This is a genomic window from Bacterioplanoides sp., assembly GCF_965219715.1.
Lineage (GTDB): Bacteria > Pseudomonadota > Gammaproteobacteria > Pseudomonadales > Oceanobacteraceae > Bacterioplanoides.
The window spans coordinates 686,255-699,600 of sequence record NZ_OZ244785.1; the positions used below are offsets into that span (position 1 = coordinate 686,255).

At 49.8% G+C, this 13,346-nt stretch carries 13 protein-coding genes; 12 read left to right on the top strand and 1 reads right to left on the bottom strand.

Translation table 11 applies throughout. The features are described 5' to 3' along the window. Positions 1-98 precede the first annotated feature (98 nt). Positions 99-3,005 (bottom strand): ribonuclease E, encoded by a 2,907-nt coding sequence (gene rne, locus ACOQOZ_RS03665; protein ID WP_420590927.1) that lies wholly within the window; start codon positions 3,003-3,005, stop codon positions 99-101. A 449-nt stretch (positions 3,006-3,454) separates the two neighbouring features. Between rne and ACOQOZ_RS03670 the strand changes: the two genes are divergently transcribed. From ACOQOZ_RS03670 to mltG, 12 genes are all read left to right on the top strand, one after another. Then, complete coding sequence (locus ACOQOZ_RS03670) at positions 3,455-4,423, top strand: RluA family pseudouridine synthase (protein WP_420590928.1); 969 nt, start codon at positions 3,455-3,457, stop codon at positions 4,421-4,423. Then, positions 4,413-5,081, top strand: a complete 669-nt coding sequence (locus tag ACOQOZ_RS03675; RefSeq protein WP_420590929.1) for an HAD family hydrolase — start codon at positions 4,413-4,415, stop codon at positions 5,079-5,081. Before ACOQOZ_RS03670 ends, ACOQOZ_RS03675 begins: the two co-directional genes overlap by 11 nt. After that, on the top strand, positions 5,074-6,090 hold the full coding sequence (locus ACOQOZ_RS03680; protein WP_420590930.1) for a S49 family peptidase: 1,017 nt from the start codon (positions 5,074-5,076) through the stop codon (positions 6,088-6,090). The genes ACOQOZ_RS03675 and ACOQOZ_RS03680 overlap by 8 nt, the downstream gene beginning before the upstream one ends. 58 nt (positions 6,091-6,148) lie before the next feature. After that, positions 6,149-6,712, top strand: coding sequence for a YceD family protein (locus ACOQOZ_RS03685; RefSeq protein WP_420590931.1), 564 nt, complete (start codon positions 6,149-6,151; stop codon positions 6,710-6,712). Between the two features lie 19 nt (positions 6,713-6,731). Next, complete coding sequence (gene rpmF / locus ACOQOZ_RS03690) at positions 6,732-6,914, top strand: 50S ribosomal protein L32 (RefSeq protein ID WP_068654748.1); 183 nt, start codon at positions 6,732-6,734, stop codon at positions 6,912-6,914. A 1-nt stretch (position 6,915) separates the two neighbouring features. Beyond that, positions 6,916-7,938 (top strand): phosphate acyltransferase PlsX, encoded by a 1,023-nt coding sequence (gene plsX / locus ACOQOZ_RS03695; RefSeq protein ID WP_420590932.1) that lies wholly within the window; start codon positions 6,916-6,918, stop codon positions 7,936-7,938. 163 nt (positions 7,939-8,101) lie between these two features. Continuing rightward, entirely contained in the window at positions 8,102-9,040 is a 939-nt protein-coding gene (fabD, locus tag ACOQOZ_RS03700; RefSeq protein ID WP_420590933.1) for an ACP S-malonyltransferase, read from the top strand. 2 nt (positions 9,041-9,042) lie between these two features. Continuing rightward, positions 9,043-9,783 carry a 3-oxoacyl-ACP reductase FabG gene (fabG, locus tag ACOQOZ_RS03705; RefSeq protein ID WP_420590934.1) on the top strand — a complete coding sequence of 247 codons (741 nt, stop codon included), beginning with the start codon at positions 9,043-9,045 and terminating at the stop codon, positions 9,781-9,783. A 47-nt stretch (positions 9,784-9,830) separates the two neighbouring features. Next, positions 9,831-10,064 (top strand): acyl carrier protein, encoded by a 234-nt coding sequence (gene acpP / locus ACOQOZ_RS03710; RefSeq protein ID WP_068654756.1) that lies wholly within the window; start codon positions 9,831-9,833, stop codon positions 10,062-10,064. Positions 10,065-10,168: 104 nt separating this feature from the next. Continuing rightward, positions 10,169-11,410 carry a beta-ketoacyl-ACP synthase II gene (gene fabF / locus ACOQOZ_RS03715; protein WP_420590935.1) on the top strand — a complete coding sequence of 414 codons (1,242 nt, stop codon included), beginning with the start codon at positions 10,169-10,171 and terminating at the stop codon, positions 11,408-11,410. 3 nt (positions 11,411-11,413) lie between these two features. Further along, positions 11,414-12,343, top strand: coding sequence for an aminotransferase class IV (locus ACOQOZ_RS03720; protein ID WP_420590936.1), 930 nt, complete (start codon positions 11,414-11,416; stop codon positions 12,341-12,343). After that, on the top strand, positions 12,333-13,346 hold the full coding sequence (gene mltG, locus ACOQOZ_RS03725; protein WP_420590937.1) for an endolytic transglycosylase MltG: 1,014 nt from the start codon (positions 12,333-12,335) through the stop codon (positions 13,344-13,346). The genes ACOQOZ_RS03720 and mltG overlap by 11 nt, the downstream gene beginning before the upstream one ends.

A 13,346-nucleotide genomic window follows, 5' to 3' on the forward strand; every position in this document is an offset into this window, starting at 1 on the left:
GACTGCCGGCTTTTTTGCGCCTGAATGCCGCAGGTAAAACCACCGACAATAAAAAAGCAGCCCTAAGGCTGCTTTTTTATCTTAAAGAATAACGGCTGTTATTCTTTGCTTTCGGCTTCTACTTCAGCAGATGCCTTTACTTCAGAGCCTTCAGCCTCCTGCCCCTGATTGCGAGGGTCATTGGCAGCACGACCAGTATTGCGACGGCGAGAACGGCGTCGGGTACTGGCTTTCTCATCGGTTGCGCTTTCGGCTTTTTCAGATTTCACTGCTTCGGCAGGTTTCGCCTCAGGAGTTTTTTCTTCTGCTTTAGCTGGTTGCTCTACAGGAGCCGGCTTAGTTTCTTCAGCTTCTTTTTTGGGTGTCTGAGGAGCTTCTGCAACTGTTGTTTCTTTCACAGCAGGCGCAGTTTTTTCTTCGACTTTGCTTTCCGCTTTTACTTCGGCGCTTGGCTCTGAATTACCTTCAGCATCATTGCGACGACGACTACGACGACGTGTGTTGCGGCGGCGTGGCTTTTCTTCCTGAGCTTCGTCGGAGGAAGATTTAGTTTCGGCAGACTTATCGGCTGCTTTTACTTCCTTTTCCTCTGCTTTTTCAGCTTTGGCCGGAGATGATGCTTCAGCTGGCTTTTCAGCCGCTACTTCTGAAGCTTCAGTTGCCGTTGTTTCAGTCGTTGCGTCTTTGTCGCTGCGGTTATTGCGACGACGGCTACGGCGTTCGCGACGAGGCTTGCGCTCTTCACTTGCTTCCGGAGCGGCAGATTCAAGAATGGTTGCCTGGCTCGCTACCTTGGCTTCTGTCTCTGTTTTGGTTTCGCCAGCGGCTGTTACTACAACCTCGGATGGCTCATTTGACTTTTCACGCGGCTCGCGACGACGACGAGGGTTTTCGCCCTGGCTACGGTCGCGACGAGGTGCCTTCTGACCTTCGTTGCGGTTTTCCGAAGAAGTGTCTTCAGATTTGCGCTTATCGTCTCGGCGATCGTTATCGCGCTTTTTATTGCGCTGATTATTATCGCGTGCATTGTCACGCTGGCCGTTATCTCGATTATTGTCGCGCTGACCATCGCGTGAGTCGTTTTTACGACGTGAATCACCGCGGTTGTTTTCGCTGCGCTCAGAATCGTTACGCTTATTCTGGTTGCGCTCTTTGCGGCGGTTATCGTTGTTGTCGCGGCCTTCATTGCGATCGTTACGGTTGCCATTGCGATTATTGCGACCGTTGTTGCGATCATTACCACGCTCATTTTTGTTGTTTCGTGAGCGATTGTTGTCGTTTTTACGGTTTCTGTTATTGCCTTTGGCTGGCTTTTTCTCTTTATCTTTTTCGTCGTTAGCGCTGTCGAACAGAGTTGCCAGAGCGGCGCCAATTTTGCCCCAGAAGCTAGGTTGTGGAGCAGGGGTAGCCGGAGCAACAGCTTTTACGGCAGCCTTCTGCTGAGGGCGGCTGTTTTCTACCGTTGCAAGATCAACACCGTATTCAACTTCACCGGCTTCGATTTTGTGCTCGTAACTCACTTCGCCGATCAGGCTGTCATCCGGGCGCAGGCGCAATACTTCGTAATGCGGCGTTTCCATGTGAGGATTTGGAAGAATCAACACTTTGCTGTTGTGGCGTTGCTCAATCGCTGCAATCAGGTTGCGTTTTTCGTTCAGCAGGAAACTGGCAACGGATACAGGAACAATCGCGCGGATCTGGCCAGTATTTTCTTTTGCAGCTTCTTCTTCAATCAGGCGCAGGATGGACAGGCCGGAAGACTGAATGTCGCGAATAACGCCAGTGCCACTACAACGAGGGCATACGTGTCCGCTGGTTTCACCCAGGGAAGGGCGCAGGCGCTGGCGAGACATTTCCACCAGTCCAAAACGAGAAATGCGGCCAACCTGCACACGAGCACGATCCATTTCCAGGGCGCGTTTCAGACGATTTTCAACTTCACGCTGATTTTTATTGGCCATCATATCGATGAAGTCGATAACTACCAGGCCACCCATGTCACGCAGGCGCAGTTGGCGAGCAATTTCGTCTGCCGCTTCCAGGTTGGTGTTCAGAGCAGTTTCTTCAATGTCTGAACCCTTGGTGGCGCGAGCAGAGTTGATATCGATAGATACCAGTGCTTCCGTCGGATCGATAACAATCGAACCACCGGAAGGCAGTTTAACTTCGCGCTGGAAGGCACTTTCGATCTGAGTTTCGATCTGGTAGCGGTTGAACAGCGGAACGCTGTCTTCATAACGCTTAAACTTGTTTTCGTATTCAGGCATTACCTGCTGAACAAAACCCAGTGCTTCGGCAAAGGCCTTTTCTGTATCGATCAGAACTTCACCAATGTCCTGGCGCAAGTAGTCACGAATGGCACGGATGATGACGTTGCTTTCCTGCAGTAGCAGGCAAGGTGCCTCACGATTCTCTGACTCGTTCTGAATCGCATCCCACAGTTTTACCAGGTAATCCAGGTCCCACTGCAGGTCTTCGGAGCTGCGGCCAATACCAGCGGTGCGCACAATAACGCCCATTTTATCCGGTACACTGACGCCCTTCATGGCTTCACGTAATTCCTGGCGCTCTTCGCCTTCGATACGACGAGAAATGCCGCCGGCGCGGGCATTGTTTGGCATCAGCACCAGATAGCGACCCGCCAGGCTCACCTGAGTGGTCAGAGCCGCGCCTTTGTTACCTCGCTCTTCTTTGTCTACCTGAACGATAACTTCCTGACCTTCGCGCATAACATCTTTGATGTTAATGCGGCCCGGGCCCGGGTCCTTAACGAAGTATTCGCGGGAAATTTCTTTCAGAGGCAAGAAGCCATGGCGCTCTGCGCCAAAATCGACGAATGCGGCTTCCAGGCTTGGTTCGATGCGGGTGATTTTGCCTTTGTAGATGTTGGCTTTTTTCTGCTCACGAGTGCCTGGTTCGATGTCCAGATCGTATAGTTTTTGGCCGTCAACAAGGGCTACGCGTAACTCTTCAGATTGAGTCGCGTTAATTAGCATTCTTTTCATGCTGTACGTTGTGCTCTTTAAGGGCAACGTACCTGCTGGCATTGCCGAAGCGCTAACACTTCTGGCCGCTACCAAAATATTTATGGGTGCTTTGCATTGTTATCAGCGCCAGTTGGGTCACTGATCTAGTTCCGCATTGGTGCCTCTTACAATACTGGGCACCGACACTGTCCATAATTTGATATTGCGAGATGCCGGCAAGGTTGCCTGGTTTATCTCACTGCGCAGTACACTTCGTGTGTCTGCTCCATTAATTCTCGGGAAGAGTTTTAACCATTTATCTTCTTCCCTATACTGTGCCGCTTTCCGGCACCGTCTGACTGCTCCGTGTTACGTTTCGGGTGGAGACTTACCGTCGACCGAGCGAATATAGCAGCAAAGACAGGGTGCAGCAAACCAACAGGCAAGATTAGCGCCTGATGGGCTAATAACTTTCTGATTTGGATTTCATGTCTCAGACTCAACTCGACACCAGCAAGGTTTCATTCGTCACGATCAACGACGGCAATGACGGTCAGCGCCTGGATAACTTTCTTCTTTCTATATTAAAGGGTGTGCCTAAAGCGCTGATTTATCGCGTCATTCGCAAAGGCGAAGTCCGCATCAATAAAAAACGCGCCAAGGCTGACACGCGTGTCGCTGAAGGGGATATCGTACGAATTCCACCAATGCGTATTGCTCAGCGGGACGAAGCACCGCCGGTTTCCAGCGTGCTTCAGGGAATTCTGGATAATGCCATCATTCACGAAGATGATGGTTTATTGGTGGTCAACAAACCAAGCGGGCTGGCGGTCCATGGCGGCTCGGGGGTTAATCTGGGTTTAATCGAAGCGCTTAGGCAAATGCGACCAGCCCATACCTTTCTTGAATTGGTGCATCGTCTCGACAGGGATACATCTGGCCTGATACTGGTAGCGAAGAAGCGCTCCGTTTTGACGGCACTTCAAAGAATGCTGGCCAACAAGTCTGGCATTTCAAAGCGCTACCTCGCCATGGTGCATGGCGGCTGGAATCGAAAAACTCGCGACATCAAAGTGCCATTATTACGAATCGAGCGTCAATCAGGAGAGCGAATGGTTGTCGTCGATGACGAAGGGAAAAAAGCACACACCCGTACGCGATTAATTAGTGCTGGCGCCCATTACTCTTTAATTGAGGCTGAACCCGTTACCGGACGTACTCACCAAATTCGAGTGCATTGCCAGTATGAAGGGCATGTTATCGCCGGGGATCAGAAGTACCGCGACAAAGTGTTGGTAGAAATCGATAAGAAACAGGGTGTTCATCGATTGTTCCTGCATGCCTGGCAGCTTGAATTTCGCCACCCGCTAAGTGGTGACTTCCTGAAGCTGGAAGCACTGCCCGATAATGATTTTCAAAAAGCGTTAGAGAAGGGAGGCTGTCCTCTTGAAGTATAAACTGGTCATCTTTGATTGGGATGGAACTCTGGTCGACTCAACCGGACGAATTGTCGACAGTATGCAGCAAGCCTCTATTGAGGTTGGCTTACCTACCGTGCCTGACTCTGCGGTGCAGAATATTATTGGGCTGGGCCTGCCTGAAGCGTTGAGAACCGTTTGGCCGCAAATCAATCCTGAGCAGCTATCTGAGATGACTCAGGTATACGCGCGGAATTTTGTATATGACAGTAAAGTTGCTATGGCTTTCTTTTCTGGCGTAGCAGAATTATTTCGCGACCTGAGAGCTTCCGGCCGCCAACTGGCTGTCGCTACGGGCAAAAGCCGCAAAGGCCTTAACCGTATGTTCAATGACCTCCAGATTGATGGTCGCCCAGTTGGAGATCAATTTACTGCGAGTCGCTGTGCTGACGAAACACGATCAAAGCCGGACCCGTTAATGCTGCAGGAATTACTGGACGAGTTGGGAGTGCCTGGTGAAGCCGCACTCATGGTCGGTGATACAAGCTTTGATCTTGATATGGCGAAGAACTTGGGCATGGACAGCATCGCAATAAGTCACGGCGCGCACGACAATGATGTACTGCTCAGCTGCCAGCCAAAGGCACTGTGTCATTCCATTACAGAACTTAATAAGTGGATACAACAGAATGGATAATGAAAATCTGAATCAACCTACCAATAATGGTGCAACCAGTAATCGGCCCGACGACAGCAGCAAAGAATGGAAATTGATCGAAAAAGTCGTCATGGAGATGCAGGGTGAGCAGCGCCGGACAAGGCGCTGGGGCATCTTCTTTAAGCTGGCTTTCCTTGTGTATCTGTTAACCATTCTTTTTATGGTTCGCCTGCCAACCGAAAATCTGGACAAGGCGGGCGCTGCTGAAAGCTATGCCGCAGTCATTGAAGTAAATGGCGTTATCGCTGCTGATCAGGATGCCAGTGCCGATGCCATTATCTCTGCGCTTCGCGATGCATTTAAAGATGAAAAGGCACTGGGGGTCATCCTCAGAATTAACAGCCCAGGCGGAAGCCCGGTTCAGTCCGGCTATGTTTATGATGAAATCAAACGCTTAAAAGAAACGCGTGAAGACTTCCCGGTTTATGCTGTCATCATGGATCTGGGTGCATCTGGCGCTTACTATATCGCCGCCGCCGCTGACGAGATTTATGCCGATAAAGCCAGTCTGGTTGGCTCAATCGGCGTTGTTGGTTCTGGCTTCGGCTTTGTAGATGCAATGGAGAAGCTCGGCGTCGAGCGACGTCAGTATACCGCCGGCGCCCACAAGGGCTTCCTGGATCCATTTACCCCTGAAAAACCGGAAGAAAAAGCATTCTGGCAGGGCGTGCTGAAGGTGACTCATCAGCAGTTTATCGATCAGGTTAAGAAGGGACGCGGAGATCGCCTTAAGCAAGATCCTGAACTGTTTAGCGGTCTAGTTTGGTCTGGCGAGCAAGCACTGGAGCTTGGATTAATTGATGGCTTATCGTCAAGCAGTGGCATTGCTCGGGATAAGCTTGGCACGGAAGAGCTGGTAAACTTCACCTATCAGCCTACACCGTGGGATGAGCTGGTAAGTCGCTTAGGCGCGAGCATTGGTGAAGGCATCGCTCTGCAGGTTATGCAGCAGCTGCACATTAACTCCGACGCCCCCCAGTTACGCTGACAACTGATAATATTTACCTTAACTTGCGAACGACAGCCGTCGTTCGCACTAAATAATTTTGACACAGGAGCTTTGCATACCTATTATGTCGCGCACTATGGCAGAGGCTAGGCTACCCCAGCGTGTTGATGCAGCGAAATTAGTTGAATCAAATCAACGATTTAGCGCAGATATCGACAGCAAAAAATTACTCAGATTACAATCCGCAGTGTTAAGCTGTGATACTCCTGTTTCCTGTGAAGTAGAATTTGATCGGGATGAGGAACGTAATCGGGTATTATTCGGTAGCTGCAAAACACAAGTAGTAATGACATGTCAGCGTTGTCTTGGGCCGGTAACGGTTTCCATAGAAAGCGACTTTAAGTTGGGGCTTGTGTTTAACGACGAACAGGCAAAACAGTTGCCAAGGCGACTGGAGCCGGTTGAGCTGGATGAGGATGCTCGTCTGGATCTTTGGGAAGCAATTGAAGATGAAGTTCTTCTGATGTTGCCCAGCTTTCCGACCCATCCTGAAAGTGAATGTCAGATAAAACAGCCAACGCCGGAGACAACGGCAATTGAAGATTCAGACGACAAACGGCCAAACCCGTTTGACGTTTTAGCTCAGCTTAAACAGAAATAGCGTTAGTTAGGAGCCAAACATGGCGGTTCAAAAAAGCAAAGTAACTCGTTCCAAGCGTGGCATGCGTCGTTCTCACGATGCTCTGGATAATGGTGCTGCACTGGCTACAGATCCAACCACTGGTGAAACTCACCGTCGTCACCACGTGACTGCTGACGGTTTCTACCGTGGCAAAAAAGTCGTGGAGACTGGCAACGACTAATATGTTTACCATCGCGGTAGATGTAATGGGCGGGGACTTAGGTCCCCGCGTTGCGTTTAAAGCCTGTAAGAAGATCCTGCGCTCGCATTCAGATCTTCACCTCATCATCACTCTTACGGCAGACGTCTTAACGGAAGCCGAACAATATTTCTCTCGACATCAATCCCGGGTCGAACTCATCATTTGCGATTCCTTTATTGCTATGAGTGATCAGCCTGCACGTGTCTTGCGTCATGGCAAATCATCGACCATGGCCACAGCGCTCAAACAGGTTAAAGAACAGAACGCCCAGGGAATTATTTCGGTTGGCAATACGGGGGCACTTATGGTGCTGTCGCGATCCATATTAGGCACAATGCAGGGCGTGTCGCGACCGGCACTGGCAACCCAGCTTCCTACTGGCGGCAAACCACTGCTCATGCTTGATCTTGGCGCCAACCTTTCATCCAGTGCGGACCAGTTGTGTGAATTTGCCCGACTGGGTGCTGCTTGGTGCAAAACACGCGGAGAGCGCAGTCCAAAGGTAGGCTTGCTAAATATCGGCCAGGAAGAAAGCAAAGGCACAGAGGAGGTTCAGCAGGCTGGACAGCTGCTTAGCGATACCATGGGACAGTACTACGTCGGCTTTCGAGAAGGGGATAGTATCTATTCGGGAGACCTCGATGTCCTCGCTTGTGATGGTTTTTCAGGCAATGTAGCTCTGAAGACCAGCGAAGGCCTGGCAGGCTGGGTAAGTAAAGAACTCAGCCGGGTATTTGATCAATCTCCCGCAGCCTGGTTATTAAGGCCAATCTGGCGCCAGCTGTTAAAAAGGGTTCTGAAGCGCTTCACGTCAACCCGTTACGCCGGAGCATTATTGCTTGGGGTTGACGGCATCGTGGTTAAAACACATGGCAAGTCCGACGAAATAGCATTTTATGCCGCCATGAATTATTTACTTGAGCAAACACGCCAAGTGGATCTCAGCCAGGTAAAAGCGGAGCTCATAAGACTGGCTCCAAAAGACTCGGCTACAGCCCTGTAGCGCCTTTTTGTCAGGAATTGAAAAACTAAGGAATCTAATTCAATAATCTTGTGCATTCCTGACCATTTATTGTAACAATCCCTATCCAATAATATGTGCCCCTCATTCAGCGAGGCACCTGATTCAAAACTGAACCAGTTAGCTTGAACACGTAAGGTTAAACATGACAGATGTAATTGCTTATTTCCCGGGACAAGGTGCTCAACAGGTTGGCATGCTGACCGATCTCGCAGAACAGTACAGCGAAATTCGCGAAACCTTCCAGGAAGCCTCTGACGCAATCGGCCAGGACTTATGGGCTCTTGCAAGCGAAGGTCCGGCAGAGTCTCTCAATCTCACATACAACACGCAGCCAGCACTTCTGACCGCCAGCACGGCCGTATTAAGAGTTCTGCACTCTCAATCCGACGACATGAATATTGTCGCAGCCGCTGGTCATTCACTCGGCGAGTATTCAGCCCTGGTTGCCGCCGACGCTATTGATTTTGCCGATGCTGTTAAGCTGGTTAAAAAACGTGGCGAATTAATGGATCAGGCAGTCCCTGCTGGCGATGGCGGCATGGCTGCCATTCTGAACCTGGACGAAGCGCAGATTCGCGAAGTGTGCGAACAGGCGTCAGGCCATGGTGTAGTAGAGCCTGCAAACTTTAATGCTCCTGGTCAGATCGTTATCGCTGGTGCAATGCCTGCTGTTGAAGCAGCCATTCCACTGGCTAAAGAAGCCGGAGCAAAGCGCGCTATGAAATTGGTTGTGAGTGGTCCGTTTCACTCCAGCCTAATGAAGGCCGCAGCCGAAGAGCTGGGTCAGGCATTAAATGCAATCAGCTGGCGTCAGCCTAAGTTTCCGGTTTACCACAACGTCGATAACGCTCCGGCAGAACAGCACGAGATTGCCAACAAGCTGCTGGCACAGCTGTATAGCCCGGTAAACTGGACCGGAGCTGTAACAGCCTCTAGACCAAAGGCGAATGCCGCAATTGAAATAGGCCCGGGTAAAGTACTCGCCGGCCTGAATAAACGAATCGATAAGTCACTGGCCACTTATGGCACCGGTGATCTGAAATCACTGCAAGCAGCAGTGGAAATTATCCAAGGAAAATAATTATGTCAGACAAGCAACTGGCTCTGGTAACCGGAGCAAGTCGCGGCATTGGCCGGGCAATTGCTGAGCGTCTCGCCAATGATGGTTTTAAAGTCGTTGGTACAGCAACCAGCGACGCGGGTGCAGACAGCATTCGCAGTGCCTTGCAGGCAATTTCGGCAGATAACAACGCCATCGTTCTTAATATCGCCGACGCCGAGCAAACGGCAGAAGCGCTAAAGGCGCTACTGGCTGAATTTGGTACTCCAGCCGTTGTTGTGAACAATGCAGGCATTACTCGCGACAACCTGTTCCTGAGAATGTCTGACGATGAATGGAATGCCGTGCTGAACACCAATTTGAGTGGTGTTTTCCGCGTATGCAAAGCACTGGCTAAACCCATGATTAAACAAAAAGCGGGCAGCATTATTAATATCAGTTCCATTATTGGTACGACGGGTAATGCTGGTCAGGCGAATTATGCAGCGGCAAAAGCCGGGCTTGAGGGCTTCACTCGCTCCCTTGCTCAGGAAATCGCCAGCCGCAATATTCGGGTGAATTGTGTCGCTCCAGGATTTATTCAAACAGATATGACGGATATCTTGCCTGAAGCGCAAAAAGAGGCCATCCTAGCGTCCATTCCTGGCAAACGCTTAGGACAAGTAGAAGATATCGCTGGAGCGGTTGCCTTCTTGGCTGGTAAAGATTCTCAATATATTACAGGTCAGACCATTCATGTGAATGGCGGCATGAATATGGGATAAGGCCAAATTACTGGCCATTTAGAGTTAATAAACGGTAGGAAAAAACCATGAGTAACATTGAAGAACGCGTAAAGAAAATCGTATGTGAACAACTGGGCGTTAAAGAAGAAGACGTGAAGCCTTCCTCTTCTTTCGTAGACGACCTGGGTGCCGATTCTCTGGACACTGTTGAGCTGGTAATGGCTCTGGAAGAAGAATTCGAAACTGAGATTCCAGACGAAGATGCAGAGAAGCTGACTAGCGTTCAGGAAGCCATCGACTACATCATTGCCAATCTGTAAGATTCGCAATGTCTGAAAGCCGCCTCTTCGGACGCGGCTTTTTTTGTGCCCGTTATTCAGCAGAATGCGCGGCATCTGATGCAATCATCAAAGTGAACAGGATTATGAGTAAGCGACGCGTTGTAATCACAGGCATGGGAACCGTTAACCCACTGGCGAATACTGCAGCCGGTACCTGGGAAGCGGTCCAGCAGGGCAAAAGTGGCATAGGTAAAATTGAACACTTCGACTGCGATGGCTATGCCACCCAAATTGGCGGTGCTGTTAAGGATTTTGATGTATCCAGTGTAATGACCCCAAAAGATGCGAGAAAGATCGACTTATTTCTGCAGTACGCGATGGTTGCTGCCGAAGAAGCAATTCTCGACGCCAATATTAACGATCAGGTAAACAAAGATCGTGTTGGTGTAGCCGTAGGCTCCGGCATTGGTGGTTTAAACATGATTGAAAACAATCATGCGCAACTGCAGAAAAGCGGACCACGACGCGTCTCACCATTTTTAGTGCCTGGTTCGGTAATTAACATGGCAGCTGGCAATATTGCCATTCGTCATGGCTTAAAGGGCCCAAATTTCGCCATTACCACGGCCTGTACAACGGGTACTCACAATATTGGTTATGCAGCACGGACGATCGCTTACGGTGATGCAGATGTCATGGTTGCTGGCGGTGCTGAGTTTGGTTCATCACCTCTTGGGGTTGCAGGTTTTGCGTCCGCGCGTGCGATGAGCACACGCAATGATGAGCCGGAAAAAGCATCCCGTCCGTGGGACAAAGACCGTGATGGATTTGTTCTTGGTGATGGTGCAGCCATTCTGGTACTGGAATCACTGGAGCATGCTCAGCAACGCGGAGCAACGATTTATGCCGAAGTATCAGGCCTCGGCATGAGTGATGATGCTCACCACATTACATCGCCACCGGAAGACGGTGCCGGTGCCCAGACTGCAATGCGCAACGCAATTAATGATGCGGGCCTTCAGCCTGAAGACATTGATTATATTAATGCCCACGGCACATCAACACTGGTTGGCGACATTGCCGAAACCAATGCCGTTAAAGCGGTATTTGCCGATCATGCTGAAAAGCTGGCCGTATCTTCCACCAAGTCGATGACAGGGCACTTACTCGGTGCGGCAGGTGCACTGGAAGCATTGATTACCACGCTGGCTGTGCGAGATGGTGTTGCACCACCCACCATTAACCTGGATAACCCGGATGACGGTTGTGATCTCGACTATGTGCCGAATCAAAGCCGCAAAATGGATATTAAGGCAGCCATTTCCAACTCATTTGGATTCGGCGGAACCAACGGCAGCCTGTTACTCACTCGCTACGAAGGTTAATTCTTGATCATTACTGCCAGTTACAGCGAAGAGGGCTGGATTAGCGGTCCTCTGCTTGCCGACCGGGGCCAAGAATTTGGCGATGGTCTGTTTGAAACCATACGCCTGACTCATGATTTCATTCCACCATTACTGGCGCTGCACCGGCAGCGGCTCCTTCGCGGGCTTGTTCGTCTGGATTTTCCCATCGACACGCTCCAGCGCATTGATACTGCACTTAAACACATCGCCTCAATTAAAGGCACAGCAGAGCTTAGTCGCGACGCCAAACAAGCGAATCGCGACATTCAGTTGAAACTGATCGTTAGCCGGCAGTTAAATCATTCAGTTTCAAACGATCCGGATCAATGGCCAAGAGGCTATCAAATAGGCGCGAGTCACCCGGTCAACCTTCAGCTCCAGCTAAGGCTGGCTCCTGCATGGAATCAATGGATCGCTGGTTGGGAAGTTGGCGTCAATCCGGTCACCATCGCAGAACAACCATTATTAGCAAGGATTAAACACCTGAATCGGCTTGAACAAGTCATGGCGCGTCATGCTTTTCAACCAGGTTGGAAAGAATCGCTCATGCTTAACCGCGCCGGCGATGTTATTGAAGGCTGCATGAGTAATGTTTACCTGTTAGAGGGCGATCGTCTGATTACTCCAATATTGGAAAATTCAGGTATTGAAGGCGTTGCCAGGCAGTGGCTGCTGAATAACGCCAGTAATCTGGGTATCACTTGCCAACAAGGCATTTTGGATTTGAATCGTATCCGAGCTGCTGATGGCTTGTTATTCAGTAATACATTAAATGGCTTCAGCTGGGTCAATCAGATTGATGACTTTGTTTATTCTGCTGATAAACAACAGCTAACCCACAACGTACAACAAAAAATTCAAACCATGTTTATCTCCGCTTTTAATTCAGGGATATCTGATCATGAAAATTAAAATCACATTACTGGTGATTTTCTTAAGCTGCATTGCCGCGGGAATTTACACCTGGAATATACCAACCAGGAATCAGGACACTGTACGTGTTGATATCAAACCTGGCAGTAGTCTTTCCGCAGTAGCCCGCCAATGGCAAAGCGACGGTTGGCTGGTATCCGCAGACTTACTGAAGTTACAAGCGAAACTCCTGAAAAAAGAGCACGTGTTACGTGCTGGGGAGTTTGATATACCAGCCTCACTGACGGGACCAAAACTATTGGCATTTCTCGCCAGCGCCAAACCGGTTAGCTATAAAGTTCAGTTTATTGAAGGTACGACGTTAACTCAGGCGATTGAATCACTGAAGAAAGCAAAAAGCCTGAAGCAGGATGTACAACCACTGACGCACACAACCATTGCGCAGTTGATTGGGCTACAGGGCAATCCGGAAGGGTGGTTATACCCGGACACTTACGTTTATCACAGCGGTGAAGCCGTTAGTTCCATTATTCTCCAGTCGTACCAGCGCATGAAAAAAGTTCTGCAGCAGGAGTGGCAGAATAAAGCTTCCAATCTGCCTTACAGTACTCCATACGATGCACTGGTTATGGCATCTATTGTCGAAAAAGAAACCGGTGCCGCGCATGAGCGCCCGCAAATTGCCGGTGTTTTTGTCAGACGACTGCAAAAAAACATGCGACTGGAAACCGACCCGACCATTATTTATGGTCTGGGTGATAGTTTTGACGGCAACCTGAAGAAAAAACATTTGCGTGATCGCTCTAACAAATACAATAGCTACCGTCATAAAGGGTTGCCACCCAGCCCGATTGCGTTTGCCGGTCGCTCTGCGATTCATGCTGCCTTGCACCCGCAAGATGGAAAAACGCTTTATTTTGTTGCCAAAGGTGATGGCAGTCATTATTTTTCCGCCACCCTGGCAGAGCACAATAAGGCCGTCAGAAAATATCAGATATTCCGCCGTAAAAAAGAATATCGCTCGGCTCCACAAACGAATTAA